This window comes from Rhizobium freirei PRF 81 (assembly GCF_000359745.1).
Lineage (GTDB): Bacteria > Pseudomonadota > Alphaproteobacteria > Rhizobiales > Rhizobiaceae > Rhizobium > Rhizobium freirei.
In genome coordinates, this window is the sequence record NZ_AQHN01000055.1 from 263497 (window position 1) to 279658 (window position 16162).

General features: G+C 59.9%; 13 protein-coding genes. 4 read left to right on the top strand and 9 right to left on the bottom strand.

Going from position 1 to position 16162, the window contains the following annotated elements:
• Window positions 1-217 precede the first annotated feature (217 nt).
• Both tdh and RHSP_RS10935 read right to left on the bottom strand, forming a co-directional pair.
• Window positions 218-1255, bottom strand: a complete 1038-nt coding sequence (gene tdh, locus RHSP_RS10930; RefSeq protein ID WP_004116322.1) for an L-threonine 3-dehydrogenase — start codon at window positions 1253-1255, stop codon at window positions 218-220.
• Window positions 1256-1276: 21 nt separating this feature from the next.
• Window positions 1277-2464 (bottom strand): glycine C-acetyltransferase, encoded by a 1188-nt coding sequence (locus RHSP_RS10935; RefSeq protein WP_037151177.1) that lies wholly within the window; start codon window positions 2462-2464, stop codon window positions 1277-1279.
• Between the two features lie 266 nt (window positions 2465-2730).
• On the opposite strand from RHSP_RS10935, the gene RHSP_RS10940 reads away from it, so the two are divergent.
• A complete protein-coding gene (locus tag RHSP_RS10940; protein ID WP_004116327.1) occupies window positions 2731-3501 on the top strand; it encodes an SDR family oxidoreductase in 771 nt (256 codons plus the stop codon).
• A gap of 39 nt (window positions 3502-3540) precedes the next feature.
• On the opposite strand, the gene recQ is transcribed toward RHSP_RS10940, so the two are convergent.
• Together recQ and dnaG are read right to left on the bottom strand one after the other, a co-directional pair.
• On the bottom strand, window positions 3541-5421 hold the full coding sequence (gene recQ / locus RHSP_RS10945) for a DNA helicase RecQ (RefSeq protein WP_004116329.1): 1881 nt from the start codon (window positions 5419-5421) through the stop codon (window positions 3541-3543).
• 7 nt (window positions 5422-5428) lie between these two features.
• Window positions 5429-7417, bottom strand: coding sequence for a DNA primase (gene dnaG, locus RHSP_RS10950; RefSeq protein ID WP_004116332.1), 1989 nt, complete (start codon window positions 7415-7417; stop codon window positions 5429-5431).
• On the opposite strand from dnaG, the gene RHSP_RS10955 reads away from it, so the two are divergent.
• Together RHSP_RS10955 and RHSP_RS10960 are read left to right on the top strand one after the other, a co-directional pair.
• Complete coding sequence (locus RHSP_RS10955; RefSeq protein ID WP_037151180.1) at window positions 7416-7679, top strand: hypothetical protein; 264 nt, start codon at window positions 7416-7418, stop codon at window positions 7677-7679. The two genes, dnaG and RHSP_RS10955, sit on opposite strands and share 2 nt — an antisense overlap.
• A gap of 1093 nt (window positions 7680-8772) precedes the next feature.
• The gene (locus tag RHSP_RS10960) at window positions 8773-9453 is read left to right on the top strand and encodes a hypothetical protein (RefSeq protein ID WP_240535408.1); all 681 of its coding nucleotides are present in this window, start codon (window positions 8773-8775) and stop codon (window positions 9451-9453) included.
• Here RHSP_RS10960 and RHSP_RS10965 read toward each other — a convergent pair.
• Entirely contained in the window at window positions 9434-9886 is a 453-nt protein-coding gene (locus tag RHSP_RS10965) for a GatB/YqeY domain-containing protein (RefSeq protein WP_004116337.1), read from the bottom strand. The genes RHSP_RS10960 and RHSP_RS10965 overlap by 20 nt on opposite strands.
• A gap of 310 nt (window positions 9887-10196) precedes the next feature.
• Between RHSP_RS10965 and carA the strand changes: the two genes are divergently transcribed.
• Window positions 10197-11405 carry a glutamine-hydrolyzing carbamoyl-phosphate synthase small subunit gene (gene carA, locus RHSP_RS10970; RefSeq protein ID WP_037151385.1) on the top strand — a complete coding sequence of 403 codons (1209 nt, stop codon included), beginning with the start codon at window positions 10197-10199 and terminating at the stop codon, window positions 11403-11405.
• Between the two features lie 118 nt (window positions 11406-11523).
• On the opposite strand, the gene RHSP_RS10975 is transcribed toward carA, so the two are convergent.
• The 4 genes from RHSP_RS10975 to RHSP_RS10990 all read right to left on the bottom strand — a co-directional run bounded on the left by RHSP_RS10975 (window position 11524) and on the right by RHSP_RS10990 (window position 16063).
• On the bottom strand, window positions 11524-12096 hold the full coding sequence (locus RHSP_RS10975) for an EVE domain-containing protein (protein WP_004116346.1): 573 nt from the start codon (window positions 12094-12096) through the stop codon (window positions 11524-11526).
• 94 nt (window positions 12097-12190) lie between these two features.
• Window positions 12191-13588 carry an MATE family efflux transporter gene (locus tag RHSP_RS10980; RefSeq protein WP_004116349.1) on the bottom strand — a complete coding sequence of 466 codons (1398 nt, stop codon included), beginning with the start codon at window positions 13586-13588 and terminating at the stop codon, window positions 12191-12193.
• Between the two features lie 148 nt (window positions 13589-13736).
• A complete protein-coding gene (locus tag RHSP_RS10985; protein ID WP_004116366.1) occupies window positions 13737-14993 on the bottom strand; it encodes a TCR/Tet family MFS transporter in 1257 nt (418 codons plus the stop codon).
• A 143-nt stretch (window positions 14994-15136) separates the two neighbouring features.
• Window positions 15137-16063, bottom strand: coding sequence for a LysR family transcriptional regulator (locus RHSP_RS10990; RefSeq protein WP_037151186.1), 927 nt, complete (start codon window positions 16061-16063; stop codon window positions 15137-15139).
• Window positions 16064-16162: the final 99 nt, after the last annotated feature.

The following is a 16162-nucleotide window of genomic DNA, read 5'->3' on the forward strand; positions in this document are numbered from 1 at the left end:
TCAAACGGTGATTCCCAGAATTTTAGTTCTCGTCAAGCTTTTCCAGCAAAAAAGCCCGTTAAATACGCGAAAAAGCCTTATCCACAGGCCCAACGCGTCACAATCAATTGTTTTCCGTATTTAGGAAGTCCCCACGCGATGACAAGAGGATACTAAAGAAACCTGCGCGTTTACGTCATCGGCTTGCATGACCGATGCCGTAAAGCGACAGTTCCGATCAGTTCCAGTCCATGACGACCTTGCCGGAATTGCCGGAGCGCATGGCTTCGAAACCGTCGCGGAAATCATCGATGCCAATACGATGCGTGATGACCGGAGAGACGTCGAGGCCGCCCTGCACGAAGGCAATCATCTTGTACCAGGTCTCGAACATTTCGCGGCCATAGATGCCCTTCAGGTTCAGCATCTTGAAGATGACCTTGTTCCAGTCGATCTCGAAGCCGGCCGGCGCGATGCCGAGAATGGCGATCTTGCCGCCATTGTTCATCTTGTCGATCATGTCGCGGAAGGCCGGTGCCGCCCCCGACATCTCCAGGCCGACGTCGAAGCCTTCGGTCATGCCGATGGATTTCATCACATCGGCAAGGTTTTCCTTCGAGGCGTCGACGACGTAATCGATGCCGACCTTGCGGGCGAGCGCCAGCCGGTTGGGATTGATATCGGTGATGACGACCTTGCGGGCGCCGGAGCGCTTCGCAACCATCGCCCCCATGATGCCGATCGGCCCCGCGCCGGTAACAAGCACGTCCTCGCCCACCAGATCGAAGGAAAGTGCCGTGTGCACAGCATTACCGAACGGGTCGAAGATCGCGGCGATCTCATCCGGAATATCGTCCGGGATCGGAACGACGTTCGATTCGGGAATGCAGACGAATTCGCCGAAGGAGCCGGGGCGATTGACGCCGACGCCGAGCGTGTTGCGGCAGAGATGGCCCCTGCCCGCCCTGCAGTTGCGACATTTGCCGCAGACGATATGCCCTTCGCCGGAAACGCGCTCGCCGACGTGATATTTCGTCACGGCAGAGCCGATCTCGGCGATCTCGCCGCAGAATTCGTGACCGACAACCATCGGCACTGGAATGGTCTTCTGCGCCCATTGATCCCAGTTCCAAATGTGGACGTCGGTCCCGCAGATCGCCGACTTCTTGACCCGGATCAGGACATCGTTCGGCCCGACCTCGGGAACCGGAACATGCTCCATCCACAGCCCGACCTCAGGCTTGGCTTTGACCAAAGCTTTCATCATGTTCGACATGATCGGTTCTCTCCAACCAACTCAAATGATTCCAAGTTCTTTTCCGGCTTCCGCGAAGGCCGCGATCGCCTTTTCGACATCGGCCCTCGAATGGGCGGCCGACATCTGCGTACGGATGCGCGCCTGCCCCTTGGGCACGACCGGGAAGGAAAAGCCGATGACGTAGACGCCCTTCTTCAGCATCAGCGCCGCCATATCCTGCGCCAGCTTCGCATCACCGAGCATCACGGGAATGATCGGGTGATCCGCCCCGGCAAGCGTGAAGCCGAGCTTCGTCATCTCGCTGCGGAAGAGTTCGGCATTGCTCCTCAGCCGCGCCCGCAAGGCGTCGCCATTCTCGATCATCTCGAAAACCTTCAGCGATGCGGCAGCGATCACCGGCGCCAACGTGTTGGAGAAGAGATAGGGGCGCGAGCGTTGCCGCAACCAGTCGACGATCTCGCTCTTGGCAGAAGTATAGCCGCCGGAAGCGCCGCCGAGCGCCTTGCCGAGCGTGCCGGTGATGATATCGATCCGGCCCTCGACGCCACAATGCTCCGGCGAGCCGCGGCCATTCTTGCCGACAAAGCCAACGGCGTGGCTGTCATCGACCATGACCATGGCGCCGTATTTCTCCGCCAGATCGCAAACGCCGCCAAGATTGGCGATGATGCCGTCCATCGAAAAGACGCCGTCTGTCGCGATCAGCTTGAAACGGCTGCCCTCGGCCTTCTTTAACTCCTCTTCCAGCGCCGCCATATCGTTGTTGGCGTAACGGAAGCGCTTCGCCTTGGAGAGCCGCACGCCGTCGATGATCGAGGCATGGTTGAGCGCATCCGAGATGATCGCGTCTTCCTCGGAAAGCAGCGTCTCGAACAACCCGCCATTGGCGTCGAAGCAGGAGGAATAGAGGATCGTATCTTCCATGCCGAGGAAGGCGGAAATCCGCGCCTCGAGCTGCTTGTGCTCTTCCTGCGTGCCGCAGATGAAGCGAACGGAGGCCATGCCATAGCCATAGCGGTCGAGCGCCTTTTTTCCCACTTCCGCGAGTTCCTCATTGTCGGCCAGGCCAAGATAGTTGTTGGCGCAGAAATTGAGCACGCGCGCTCCGCCGTCGACGGCGATTTCACCGGCTTGCTTGGAGGTGATGACGCGCTCGGACTTGTAAAGTCCGGCCTCCTTCAAGCCGGCAAGCTCGCTGCGCAGGTGTGATAGGAATTCTGAGGTCATTGTCGCATTCCGTTGCTGATCATGGCGGAAACAGGCCGAGAGATAACACAGGATTAGCACACCTGCCGCATTCATCAGCGGCAAAAATGCATGAAGCCATGACGCTGGCGCGACATGCCGCCACGCAGTCCGATTATCACCGCCGACATGGCGTCTCAACGCACCATTTATGGCGAATTGCGGTTGCAGCTATTGCAAAAATTACTTGACTCAGTCCATTATCATCCAAGCATAACACTCCGGCTTACACGCCTGACGAGGATATCATGAGCATATTCGAGAGATTCTCCCTGAAAGGGCGGGTCGCCCTGGTTACCGGCGGCGGACGCGGACTGGGATTCGAGATGGCCCAGGCGCTTGCCGATGCCGGCGCGCACGTCATCGTCAACGGGCGGACAGCGGCGACGCTGGATGGGGCCGTCCAAGCGATCCAGGCACGAGGTGGCTCTGCCGAAGCCGCAGCCTTCGACGTCGCCGACCGCGAGGCGCAGCGCGCGGCTATGACGGATATCGAGAAAAACCACGGCCGGTTCGATATATTGGTGAACAATGTCGGCGCGCGCGACAGACGCCTGCTCGCCGACTTCGACGACGAAGCCATCCTTGCCTTGCTCAACACGGATCTTGCGGCCTCGATCATGCTCTCCCGCGATGCGGCCCGCTTGATGAGGCTACACAATCATGGCCGGCTGATTTCGATCACCTCGATCAGCGGTCAGGTCGTCATGCCGGGAGATTGCGTCTACCCGGCAGCCAAGCAGGGGCTGACCGGGCTCATGCGCGGCATGGCTGTGGAGTTTGGTCCGTATGGCATCACCAGCAATGCCATAGCGCCGGGCTGGTTTGCGACGGAAACGAACGCTGCGATGGCCGCGAATGAAGAGCTGATCCCCTTCGTGCGTCAGCGCATCCCGGTTCAGCGCTGGGGGAGGCCTGATGAGATTGCCGGCGCCGCGCTCTTCCTTGCCAGCGACGCCGCATCCTTCGTCAATGGCCATGTCCTGACGGTCGACGGCGGCATGACCGTGCGCATGTAGCCTGGAGATTGCAGCGCTTTCGAACTCCGCCACCAAATATCACCGGCTGGCAAAATCTGAAATCACCGCGAGAAACGCGTCGCCATAGCGCTCGAGCTTCGACTGTCCGACACCCGAAATCCCGAGAAGCGCCTTGTGGTTCTTTGGCCGCTCCGTCGCGAAGGCAATCAGGGTCGTATCGGGGAAAACGACATAGGGCGGCACGCCCAATTCTTTGGCGATCCTGGTGCGTTCGGCGCGCAGCGCATCGAACAGCGCCTGTTCCTCGCCGGCAAGACCATGCGCCTGCCGCTCCGATCGCGCTATTTTTTTGCCGCGACGTCCGGCCTCCGGCCGATCCTTGCGGAAGAACACCTGACGTTCACGTTTGAAGACCGCCCGCGCCTCCTCTTCCAGCTTCATGGCGCCGTAGGCTGCATGATCGACGCTAAGGAAGCCGCTCGCCAGCAATTGCCGGAAAATCGATTGCCAGCTGCGGGCTGAAATATCTTTCCCGGCACCGAAAACGGGCATGTCGACATGACCGAATCGCTCAGTCTTGTCATTGATAGTCCCAGTCAGCACGTCGATGACGTGGCCGGTGCCGAAACGCTCGCCGGTGCGATAGACCGCCGCAAGCGCCTTGATCGCCGCTTCAGTCCCGTCCCAGGTCTCGACTGGTTTCAAGCAGGTATCGCAATTGCCGCAGCCGCCGCCATGAGCCTCGCCGAAATGGGCAAGAATGGCCTGCCGCCGGCAGCCGGCCGTTTCGCAGATGGCAAGCAGCGCATTGAGCTTTCCCCGCTCCACCCGCTTGATGTCATCGGCCGCATTGCCCTCATCGATCATGCGCCGCCGCTGGATGACGTCGGCCATACCGTAGGCCATCCACACATCGGACGGTAGCCCATCACGCCCGGCGCGGCCCGTCTCCTGATAATAGGCTTCGACCGAGCCCGGCAGATCGAGATGGGCGACATAGCGCACGTTCGGCTTGTCGATGCCCATGCCAAAGGCAACCGTCGCCACGAGACACAAGTCTTCTTCCTTCAGGAACGCATCCTGATTGGCGTCGCGAAGCGCCCTGTCCATCCCGGCATGGTAGGGAAGCGCGCGCACGCCCTGCCCTTTCAGCCACTCGGCCGTGTCCTCGACCTTGGCGCGCGAAAGGCAATAGACGATGCCGCTATCGCCGCGATGGCCATCGAGAAAGCGCAGCAGTTGCTGGCGCGGCTGATCGCGCTCGACAATCTCATAGGCGATATTCGGCCGGTCGAAGCTGGTGGTGAAGACCTTGGCGCCTTCAAGCGCAAGCCGCTCGATGATGTCATCGCGGGTATGCGGGTCGGCCGTCGCCGTCAGGGCAATACGCGGCACGCCGGGAAAGAGTTCGGCAAGCCTGCCGAGATCGCGATATTCCGGCCTGAAATCATGCCCCCATTGCGAGACGCAATGCGCCTCGTCGATCGCGAACAGCGCGATCTTCGCTCTGCCGAGCATTTGGCAGAAGCCTTCCGTCACGATGCGTTCCGGCGTCACATACAGTAGATCGAGCTTGCCCACGGAAATGGCGCGATAAACATCGCTCGCCTCCTCGCGCGACAGAGACGAATTCAAGGCGGCGGCGCGGATGCCAAGCTGCTTCATCGCCTCCACCTGATCCCGCATCAGCGCGATCAGCGGAGAGACGACGATGCCGATGCCATCGCGGCAGAGCGCAGGAATCTGGAAGCACAGCGACTTGCCGGCTCCGGTCGGAAACAGCACGACGGCATCGCCGCCGGAAACGACATGCTCGACCACTTGCTGCTGCTTGCCACGAAATGCGGAATAGCCGTAAACGCGCTTCAGGACATCGAGCGGCACAACACCGCCGGCGTGCAAGCCGAACAGGGCGTCATCGGCGGAGAACCGCGGTTCTTGTCTATCCGGCTGTGACATTCATCCCCTACTTTCCCGCGGCACCTTTGACGCGGCCGGAGAGAACGCCGAAGCCATCGATGATCGCCTCCTGGTTTTCCAGCCGCACCGCTTCGAGCTGCACTTCCTGTAAGGCGCGCATCAGCTGCTCGATAAGCTCGCCATCGCCATCTTCCGTCGCCTCGGCGATCGCGCCTTCCAACTCGATCTTGTGCCACCGAAGGGCCTTCGACCGTTTGTGAAGCGCCAGCGCTTGACGATAACCCTCGCGCGCGTCTTCCATCGCCGCGACCTCGGTTGCCGTCCAAAGTCGGGCATTGCGGATCTGCTGCTCGAGACCCTTCAGCAATGCACCAAATTCCTGCTCTTCCAGCTGCTCGACCAGCCGCTCGCGGGTGAGCTGCGGTCCGACGATGGCGGCAGCAATCCCGAGCACCGCAGACCAGAGGCGCTGCAACTCGCGGCTTTCGTAATCGATCGCGGCGATCTCGTCATATTCGTCCTGCAACAGCAGCGGATGATTGACAATGGTCAGCGCCAGGACGCTTTCGCGCAGGCTCGGAACATCCTGATGCCCCTTGATCATGGCCGAGCGCGTCAGCCGATCGGATGCCGTCGTGCTGACTGCCGCCCGATCGCGACCCTGCCCGCCGCGGCCGCCCGAAGAACGGGCATTGCCTTCCCGAGAAAAACCGCGCGCCTGCTGATTGCCGCCACGCTGGAACTGCGGTTGGAAGAGCCCGTTCAGCCGCTCGCGCATGCTCTGTTGGTAATGGCGCCGAACATCCTCGTCGACGATGACGGACACGATGCGCCGCAGCCGTGCCTCAAGCTCCGCGCGCGCCTCCGGCGTCTCGAAGGTGCCGCTGCCGGCTTCCCTGGCCCAGAGCAGATCGGCAAGCGGCTTTGCCTGTGCCATAACCTTGTCGAACGGCGTGCGCCCGTCATGGCGCACGAGATCGTCCGGATCCTTGCCATCGGGCAGCAACGCGAAACGGACCGTGCGGCCCGGTTTGATATGCGGCAAGGCCAGATCGGCGGCGCGATTGGCGGCGCGCATGCCCGCGCCATCGCCATCGAAGCACAACACCGGCTCCGGCGTCATTTTCCAAAGGAGATCAAGCTGGCTCTCCGTCAGCGCCGTGCCAAGCGGTGCGACCGCATTCTCTATCCCCGCCTGATGCAGGGCGATGACATCCATATAGCCTTCGACGGCAATGATGGTGCCGGCCCCGTCGGCACCCTGGGCGGCGCGACGCGCGCGCGCGAAATTGTAGAGTACGTTGCCCTTGTGAAAGAGCTCGGTTTCGTTGGAATTCAGATACTTCGCCGGTGCATCCGGCGACATGGCGCGTCCGCCGAAAGCAATCACCTTCTCGCGCGACGACAGGATCGGAAACATGATGCGATCGCGAAAACGGTCATAGGAGACCGGCACATTCTCGTGCACAACGAGGCCACAGGCTTCCATCTGCTCCTTGAGCACACCCTTGCTGGCGAGATGCTCCTTCAACGCATTGCGGCTGTCGGGCGAATACCCCAAACGGAAGGTCTCGATGGTACGGCCGCTGAGGCCACGGTCGCGCAGATAGGCTCGCGCCCGCGCGCCATTGGCAGTCTGAAGCTGATCCTGAAAGAACTGAGTCGCCATCTCCATGACATCGAGCAGCGACGTGCGTTCCTTCTCCCTCTTCGCCTCCATCGGATCGGCGACCGGCATGGGAACGCCGGCCATGTCAGCGATCTGCTGCACCGCCTCCGGAAAGCTCAAGCCTTCCAGCTCGGTCAGAAAGCGGAAGTGGTCGCCGGTCACGCCGCAGCCGAAGCAATGATAGCGTCCCTTGCGGTCCTCGCAGTGGAAGCTCGGCGACTTCTCGCCGTGGAAGGGGCAGCAGGCCCAGTAGTCCCCGCGCGGCACGTTGGTCTTGCGCCGATCCCAGGTCACACGACGACCGATCACGTCTGAAATCAAAACGCGGTCGCGAATCTCGTCGAGAAACGTATTGGAAAATCGCATGGCTACCTCTGGCTCGCCCCATATAAACAGGAATGATCGGCATTGCCACGACGACCGTAGAGCCACGCGCGGTATTCACAGTCCTTTGCAGGCGATTGCAACTCCTCTTTTCCAATCACAACTTCGTGAAGTCATCGTCGTGATTCAAGCGCAGACATCGGCGCTACAAATTGCCCTCAGCGTTGCCAAAGCGAGCACCCGCATCATCCCCAACCAGACCAACAAGACATTCGCCCTAATGGAAAAACAGTTTCTCTTTTAGAAAAGACGCGGAAAAGCAAAGGCTTGCACATCTTGCGGTGGATTGAGGGGTGTACGGCACATGCGCGCGACAATCGCTGAATGCAGCGCATGTCGGACGCAACGGCTCCTTCCGGTGGCACATTTATGGTATGGTTTGTAAGCCAAACATTATTTTTTTGTAATTTGATTGTTGATGTGCAGCGCAATAGCGTCCTTCTTACGGGGCGAGACAAGCCGGCGAAGAAATTGCTTCGCGACGCGACATGCCGAGACGCCCTAACAAACGGGAAGCCAAAAGCTACATGGCTTTCAGTTTAGGAGAGGAAATAAGCACTCTTATCGCACCGTTAGCCAGTGCGGCCATTTGCTACGGCGATTAATCGCTAGGCCGCGACGACGAACGACAGTGATGAATTGAGTGCATTTTATGCTGGCGCGGGATACCGGCTGCGAGCAGACATGAGGTACCTGCCCCTGCGGCAGGCGTTAAGGTTCAAATGCCCGGACTGCCGCCGCAGGCGTTGGCTCTGCCTCGGAGTTCAGGATTTTCAGTTAGATTCAGCAGATACTCAGGTGGGGCACCATCCCTACCCCCGGCGCCGCCCCACCTGAGTGCCTTTGCAATAGACGTTTGATTTTGGGCCCCACCCTGCGTCATCAAACGCCTGCAAAGCGCAAGAAGGCAGGAGCTCCCCCAGCTCCTGCCTTCTCTAATTTGCGGCAATGACAACGACGAACATCCTTCATGTGGGATATCGTTTCATCCTGCCCGCCGCCATCTTGACGTCGTCGATACGATCTATATTTTTTAGAATATTAAGATATACAATCTTGACGTTCATTCTCTTCGGACAATCTGGAATTTTGTTCAGTTCATCGGAGATGGCTGCATGTCTTTATCCGCCAAAGAACTTGCTCAAGACCCCAATTTTTTCGCTGAAATCCTGAATTATACGCGAGAGATCCTATCCACGTACAACCAGAATCAGCGAATATGTTCCGTCTTCGCTTCGCAACAGCGCTGGCTGATGGCACTCGCCGGTTTCGGATTGTACTATGGCGGCATCGACGGAGAGCCGCGGGGCCTCCACGCAAACCGCTTCGCCACTTATGTGGTCGAGCACGAGATCGCCAGCCACAACACCGCGCTCAGCTTCCTGCAGCAAATGCTGGCCGAAGGATTCTTACGCTATCTGCCCGTCACGACGGATCGCCGCGCGCGGCCGTTGGAGCCGACAGAGGAAGCCGTCCAGCAGCTGGTGAAATGGCTCACCATCCATCTTTCTGTGCTGGACCGGCTGGACGGCGGCAAACGCAGCGCCACGCTCTGCAAACGCCCCGAGCTCATTGCCGCGTTGCAACCCGCCATTTCGGACGGCATCGTCAACAGCAATGATCTTCGCCATCCGGGAAATACGTTCGATCTGTTCACATGGGTCAATTCCGGCGGCGTGATCATGGATTACCTGATCTCGCGCGTCGGGCCGGTGGACATGACAACTCAAAGGGTCGTGGTCGGACGAATTGCCTTCACCGATATCTGCCGCCGCTTTCTCATTTCCAGAACACATGCAAAGCGGCTCATGATCAGAGCCGCGAGAATGCAAAGCATCGGATGGACGGGGTCCTCGGGACGGAGCCAGCTTTGGTTATCCTGCGGCTTTATACAGGAATACCGGAATTTTCAGGCGGAGAAATTCTCCATCATGGACACCGCCTGGAGAAGCGCCTTCGGCTCGCGACAAATCCGCTCGCCGAAGGCAAAACAGGCCTTTACTTCAGCAACTCCTTGAGAATGGCCGAGGCCTTGGCGAAATCCATCTGGCCCGCATAGCGCTCGCGCAGGGCGGCGACGCACTTGCCCATATCCTTCAGGCCCTGCGCGCCGAGTTCGGCAACGATGGCGACGCAGATCTCGCGCACCTTCTCTTCGGAAAGCTGCTCGGGCATGAAGCCCTGGATCACCGTGATCTCCTCACGCTCCTTCGCGGCAAGCTCGGGGCGACCGCCCTCGACATAGATCTTCTCCGACTCTTCCCGCTGTTTGATCATTTTGGCGAGCAGCTGCAGGATCTCGTCGTCGCTTGCCTGCTCCTTGCCGAGACCGCGATTGGCGATGTCCTTGTCCTTGACGGCCGCAAGGATGAGACGCACGGTCGAAAGCCTCGCCGCATCCTTGGCCTTCATGGCGTCCTTCTGGGCGTTGGAAAGGGTTTCGCGGATCATGTCTCTAAACTCCTTGAAGCAGGTGGGCGACGATCGCCCGTCCCCTTATTTCATCTTGCCTGTCTCTTAGACCATCAGCGCCAATTAATGCAATTGCGTCGAGCCGGTCGAAACGGGGCGAATTCCCAGGCAGGAAAGCAAAAGCGTGCATTGACCGGCCCGCCTTGTTTAGCTATGTCCATCACCTGCACATTAGATCGATATGAAGATCTCAAGCCGTGACCTCGGTCGCCGGCTGTACCTTGCTACAAACATGGCGGAAGCCTACGGCCTCTTCAAGGCCGCGCACGACGCCGGAAACGGGATGACTATGACCGCGACAGCCCCATGGACCACCGAAAAGCCGACTGCTCTTCTCGTTCTCGCCGATGGCACAGTCATCGAAGGCAAGGGTATCGGCGCGACCGGTAAGGTCCAGGCCGAAGTCTGCTTCAACACCGCGCTGACGGGATATGAGGAGATTCTGACCGATCCATCCTATCTCGGCCAGATCGTCACCTTCACCTTCCCTCACATCGGCAATGTCGGCACGAACGAGGAAGACATCGAAGACCTGACGCCGGCTGCCCGCCACGGCGCGGTCGGCGTCATCTTCAAGGCCGACATCACCGATCCTTCGAACTACCGGGCCGCCAAGCACCTCGACCAGTGGCTTAAGGCGCGCGGCATCATCGGCCTCAGCGGCATCGACACCCGTGCCCTCACCGCCTGGATCCGCGAGAACGGCATGCCGAACGGCGTGATCGCCCATGATCCGAACGGCGTCTTCGACGTCGAGCAGCTGAAGGTCGATGCCAAGGCCTGGAGCGGCCTCGAAGGCCTCGACCTTGCCAAGGTCGCCTCCTCGGGCCAGTCCTCGCAATGGTCGCAAACGCCCTGGATCTGGAATGAAGGCTATGGCGAACTTGGCGCGGCCGACGCCAAGTACCACGTCGTCTGCCTCGACTACGGCGTCAAGCGCAACATCCTGCGCCTCTTCGCCGGCCTCGACTGCAAGGTCACCGTTCTGCCGGCAACCGCCTCGACCGACGAAGTCCTCGGCCTCAAGCCGGATGGCATTTTTCTCTCCAACGGCCCCGGCGATCCGGCCGCGACCGGCGAATATGCCGTGCCTGTCATCAAGGATCTGCTGAAAACCGAAATCCCGCTGTTCGGCATCTGCCTCGGCCACCAGATGCTTGGCCTCGCGCTCGGCGCCAAGACGGCGAAGATGCATCAGGGCCATCACGGCGCCAACCACCCGGTCAAGGATCATACCACGGGCAAGGTCGAGATCGTTTCGATGAACCACGGCTTCGCAGTCGACTCGAACTCGCTGCCGGAAGGTATTGAGGAGACTCACGTTTCGCTCTTCGACGGCAGCAATTGCGGCCTGCGGGTCGCTGGCAAGCCGGTCTTCTCCGTCCAGCATCACCCGGAAGCGTCTCCCGGCCCGCAGGACAGCCACTATCTTTTCCGCCGTTTCGTTAATCTGGTGCGCGAAAAGAAGGGCGAACCGGCCCTGGCGGAGCGCGCCTGATAGCGCTGACGACATGATTGCATGAGAAAAGCCCCGGATTGGCGACCAATCCGGGGCTTTTCTCTTTGTAAGTCAAGTTGGGAGGTCTTTTCGTCACATCGGTTCAGCGTGCTGAAACTCAGGCCCGCAGGCGGCGCTGCTTGACCACTTCAAGCTCGCTCATCAGGATTTCCTCGAGGAACTCGAAGTCCGACTGCCCGAATTCAACGAGGCCGAACCTCAGCTTGTAGCCCCAGTTCTTGTCCTGGGTGAAATCGAGCCAGCCCAAGAGCGGACGAAGCGGCTGTTCGGGCGCATCAAGCCAATCCACATCCTTGCGGTAGGCCTTTCCGCAGCCCATCTCGGCAAGGTAAGGCTCGCCCTCACGGACAAAACCGATGGCGGTGAAGCTCTGAAAACCGTCTTTCTCGCCCATTTTGATGGATGGGGAGTAGTAAACGATGCCGTCGCCCGGCCTGATCCGCTTCAATGGAGCCCGTTTGCCGTGGTTCACCTGCATGAACCCATGCTGGCGCCCAATGCGCACATGCTCGGCGCTGGCGACGGCCAGCCAGTAGGATCTTTGCTCCGGCTCAGGTCGCCGGGACGATGTATTGGCGTGCGGAAAGAGGCGCACGGCAGCGCCCTGCCGGATGATGTCTTCCCGCGGGAAAAGCGCGGCATCGGTACGATCGCTTGCTTTGAATGTCATGGTCGTCTCCCGTCTTTGGTATGAGACAGTTATAGACGATCATGCTGTCAATTTTTGTCAGCAGTCTTGCGGACTGACAATAGACTCTTCCGTCTCAGCCGGCGGCCTTTTCCGAGCGTACCAGCAGATAGAAACGCGTGCACAGCATCGCAGCCGCGGAGCCCAGGCCAAGCAGGAAACCGAACCATATGCCGATACCCCCGAGGCTAAGCGGGAATGCCAGCAGCCAGGCCAGAAAGAAGCCGATCGGCCAATAGGCAATCAATGCCATGATCATCGGCACGCGAGCATCCTTCAGGCCGCGCAGCAGGCCGCTGGCGATCGACTGCAGGCCGTCGACCAGCTGGAACAGGCCCGCCACGACGATCAGCGGTGCCGCATAGGCGAGCACCTTCGGTGCGTCGACGGAGGTGACATCCAGGAACCAGCTTCCGAACCATGTCGGCATGGTCGCGAACAGGATGCTGCCCAAAAGCGAGATACAGCTCGAAACGACCAGCACGACGATCGCCGCACGCTTCAGGCCGACATGATCCCCTTGCCCATGCGCAACACCGACCCGCACCGTCGCAGCCTGGCTGAGCCCAAGCGGGATCATGAAGGCGATTGACGCCCACTGCAGGGCAATACCGTGCGCCGCAAGCTCGATCGTGCCGATCTGCCCCATCAGCAGCGACGCAGCGGTGAACAGGCTGACTTCGGCGAGAACCGTGACGCTGATCGGGAAGCCGAGGCGGATCACGTCCCACAGAGCATGCCAATCGGGCCGCCAGAAGCGGACGAAAATCTCATAGCGGCGCGTATCCTCATGCGCCTGAACATAGCCGACGATGAAGAAGAAGCCGGCCGTCTGCACGGCCACCGACACGATCGCCGCACCATGCAGCCCCATCGCCGGCAAGCCGAAATGGCCAAGCACGAGGATGTAGGCAAGCACCGCATTCATGACCAACATGGCGATGGTGACCTTGAGGATGATGCCGGCCCGGCCGATGGCGCTCACCAGGGCGCGGATGACATTGTAGAGCAGCCCCGGCAGCACGGCAAAATGACCGATGTCGATATAGCCGCTGGCCAGGCGCGCAACATCCGGCTTCTGCCCGGCCGCCAGTAGGATCTGCTCGGAATAGAGGAAAGCAGGCTGCGCCAGGAGCCAATAAGCCGTGACGACCCACAGGCCCATGCGCAAGGCCCGGCGAACCGAAGCCACATCCCCTTGGCCGTAGGCCTGCGCCACCAGCGGCACCACGGCAATGGAGAAGCCCGAACCGAAAATCAGAATCGTGAACAGGAACTGCGCAGCCAGCACCATTGCCGCCAGTTGTTCCGCACCAAGCCGTCCAACGATCATCACGTCTGTGGTGTTGATGCCGAGCTGCGCCAGCTGCGCGCCGATCAGCGGTATGCCGAGCGCAAGAGTTGCACGAATATGTGCAGACCACGAATTATTGTTGTCATGCGCGTGCGGGCGCGCAGCGAACGGCATATCCATCACGAAAACTCGATCTTTTGAAACGCGCGAACCGCCCTACCAATGCGTGCGCGAGCTTGCGGCATTATCGCAACTTAGGGCAAAAAGCCAGCAGACAAGACCGAAGTGCTAAAGAATTCATCATATCATCAAAATATCTGATGAAATTCTAGGCTGCCTCTCCTGCTTCCGATTGTGCAACCGTCGTCGGCACGGTCTTGCGGACCTTCGTCAGCAGCACCACGAGAGATATGGCAATCAGAATTGCGCTCATGATGAACGGTGCGCCAGCGAAGACCACGGGTGCCGTCGGCTCGGTATAGTAGCTGAAGAGGTATGGGAACAGCACCGGCCCGACAATTGCGGTGATGCTCGTCATGCTGCCGAGCGCTCCCTGCAGTTCGCCCTGCGCCGAAGGCGGAACCTTGCTGGCGGCGATGGAACGAAGCGGCGCATCCGCGACGTTTTCGATAACGGTCAGGACAACGACCGCATAGACCATCCAGCCCTGCCAGGCGAAAGCATAGCCCATCAACCCGAGGCAGGAGAAAGCCAGCCCAAGCAACGCAGTCTTCCACTCACCAAGCACGGGCACCAGACGAGGCAGGACGAGGCCTATGACGATCGCCGCGCCGATGCCGTATACGCCAAGGGAAAAGCCGATTTCTCCCTCGCTCCAATTATAGCGATAGGAGGTGACGAAAGCCCAGACCGCCGGATAGACGCCGTGGGCGAGCCAGTTCAGGAACATCACGACGCAGACCCAGCCGATGCCGTGATACCGCCGTACCTGCCTGAGTGCGCCGAGCGGATTGGCCCGCCGGATATCGAACGGCCGGCGATTCCTGATATCCAGCGTTTCCGGCAGAAGGAAATAGGCTCCGACGAAATTCAGGAACGCCAAAGCGGCGGCGCCGTAGAAAGGCACGCGCGGGCCGAATTCGCCGAGGAAACCGCCGATGACAGGCCCGAGCACGAAGCCGACGCCGAAAGCCATGCCGATCAGGCCGAAATTCTTCGCCCGGTTCTCGTCGTTGCTGATATCGGCGATATAGGCAGAACAGGTCGAGAAGCTCGCACCGCTGATGCCGGCAAGAACGCGGCCGACGAACAGCATCCAGTAGGAGCCGGCGATCGCGCAGATGAAATTATCGATCGCAAACGTCAGCACCGACGCGAGCAGCAGCGGACGGCGACCGAAGCGGTCGCTCAGATTGCCGATCAGCGGCGAAAACAGAAACTGCATCGCGGCATAAGCCAGCAGCAGCCAGCCGCCTTCCGTGGCCGCGGCGCTGACGGAGGCACCCGTCAGCTCTTCCAGATATTTCGGCATTACCGGCATGATGATCGCAATGCCGATGACGTCGAGGAAGAGGATGAGGAAGACGAGGAACAGGCCGCGCCGTGCGAATTTCGGATCGATCATGGAGTTGCCTTTAGGGGCTCCGTCTCCATGAAAGAGACAGAACGTGAACGAAAAATGAGGATGTTCCAATACATAAAGATTTTAGCCGAAACAATCCGTGAACGCTTCAATCTTATTGATTTATCGACCGGTTTTTTTGATCTTTAGGTCTCTGGCGTCCATCTGTCGCGGCTGCGCCGCTGCTCGAGATTGAGGAAATCGACGAAGGCCCGCAGCGGTGCCGGCATGTGCCGGCGGCTGGCATAATAAAGAAACGGACCGGAAAATGCCGTGTCCCATTCTTCAAGGATCGGCACCAGTTCACCTCCAGCGATCTGCGGCGCGATGAACTCCCGAAACGTCCTGATGATGCCAAGCCCGGCGACGGCGGCGCTGCGTTCGATCTCGATCGAATTCGTGGCGACGACCATGGAGGGAGCGATGAAGATCGTCTCGCCGTTCCTTTCGAATTCCCACGGCACGACCGATCCGCTCAGGAAACGATGACGGATACAGCGATGTTCGAGTACGTCGCGCGGATGCTGCGGCGTGCCGTTTGCGGCCAGATATTCCGGCGCGGCGGCAGTAATATAGAATTGTCGCCTTGGCCCGATCGGTACAGCGATCATGTCCTTTTCCAGCCTCTCATCGTAGCGAACCCCGGCGTCATAACCAGCTGCGACCACGTCGATGAAACTGTCTTCAGCAACGATCTCGACGGAGATGGCCGGATACAGCACCAGAAAGCGGCTGATGATATCGGGCATGACGACCATGGCGGCGACGGTGGGCACGTTCAGCCGCAATGTTCCGGCGACGTTATCGCGGAAGCTATTGATATCGTCGAGCGCTATGGCAATCTCGCCCATGGCGGGCGTCAGGCGCTCCATCAGCCTCTCCCCGGCTTCGGTCGGCGTCACGCTACGGGTCGTGCGATTGAGCAGGCGCACGCCGAGGTGCTCCTCCAGCCGCCGAACCGCTTCGCTTAGCGAGGATGCGGAAGCGCCGCGTTTGCGCGCAGCCTCGCGAAAGCTGCGCTCTCGGGCAACGGCGGTAAAAGCAACCAGATCGGCCAGCGGCAAGTCATCCATTGTGCGAAATTCCAAACAACCCGTTTCGATTTACCCGGATTATCGCACAGAGGCCGATGGAGTAAAATATGCCCTGAACATCATAGAGGCTCTGAAAAT

What these genes read in the sequence shown, in the direction of transcription:
- RHSP_RS10965 (WP_004116337.1), bottom strand. Translation starts at nt 9,886, where the DNA reads ATGATCCGCGAAACCCTTTCCAACGCCCAGAAGGACGCCATGAAGGCC.
- RHSP_RS10940 (WP_004116327.1), top strand. Translation starts at nt 2,731, where the DNA reads ATGAGCATATTCGAGAGATTCTCCCTGAAAGGGCGGGTCGCCCTGGTT.
- RHSP_RS10955 (WP_037151180.1), top strand. Translation starts at nt 7,416, where the DNA reads ATGGCTACCTCTGGCTCGCCCCATATAAACAGGAATGATCGGCATTGC.
- recQ (WP_004116329.1), bottom strand. Translation starts at nt 5,421, where the DNA reads ATGTCACAGCCGGATAGACAAGAACCGCGGTTCTCCGCCGATGACGCC.
- carA (WP_037151385.1), top strand. Translation starts at nt 10,197, where the DNA reads ATGACCGCGACAGCCCCATGGACCACCGAAAAGCCGACTGCTCTTCTC.
- RHSP_RS10985 (WP_004116366.1), bottom strand. Translation starts at nt 14,993, where the DNA reads ATGATCGATCCGAAATTCGCACGGCGCGGCCTGTTCCTCGTCTTCCTC.
- RHSP_RS10935 (WP_037151177.1), bottom strand. Translation starts at nt 2,464, where the DNA reads ATGACCTCAGAATTCCTATCACACCTGCGCAGCGAGCTTGCCGGCTTG.
- tdh (WP_004116322.1), bottom strand. Translation starts at nt 1,255, where the DNA reads ATGTCGAACATGATGAAAGCTTTGGTCAAAGCCAAGCCTGAGGTCGGG.
- dnaG (WP_004116332.1), bottom strand. Translation starts at nt 7,417, where the DNA reads ATGCGATTTTCCAATACGTTTCTCGACGAGATTCGCGACCGCGTTTTG.
- RHSP_RS10980 (WP_004116349.1), bottom strand. Translation starts at nt 13,588, where the DNA reads ATGGATATGCCGTTCGCTGCGCGCCCGCACGCGCATGACAACAATAAT.
- RHSP_RS10990 (WP_037151186.1), bottom strand. Translation starts at nt 16,063, where the DNA reads ATGGATGACTTGCCGCTGGCCGATCTGGTTGCTTTTACCGCCGTTGCC.
- RHSP_RS10975 (WP_004116346.1), bottom strand. Translation starts at nt 12,096, where the DNA reads ATGACATTCAAAGCAAGCGATCGTACCGATGCCGCGCTTTTCCCGCGG.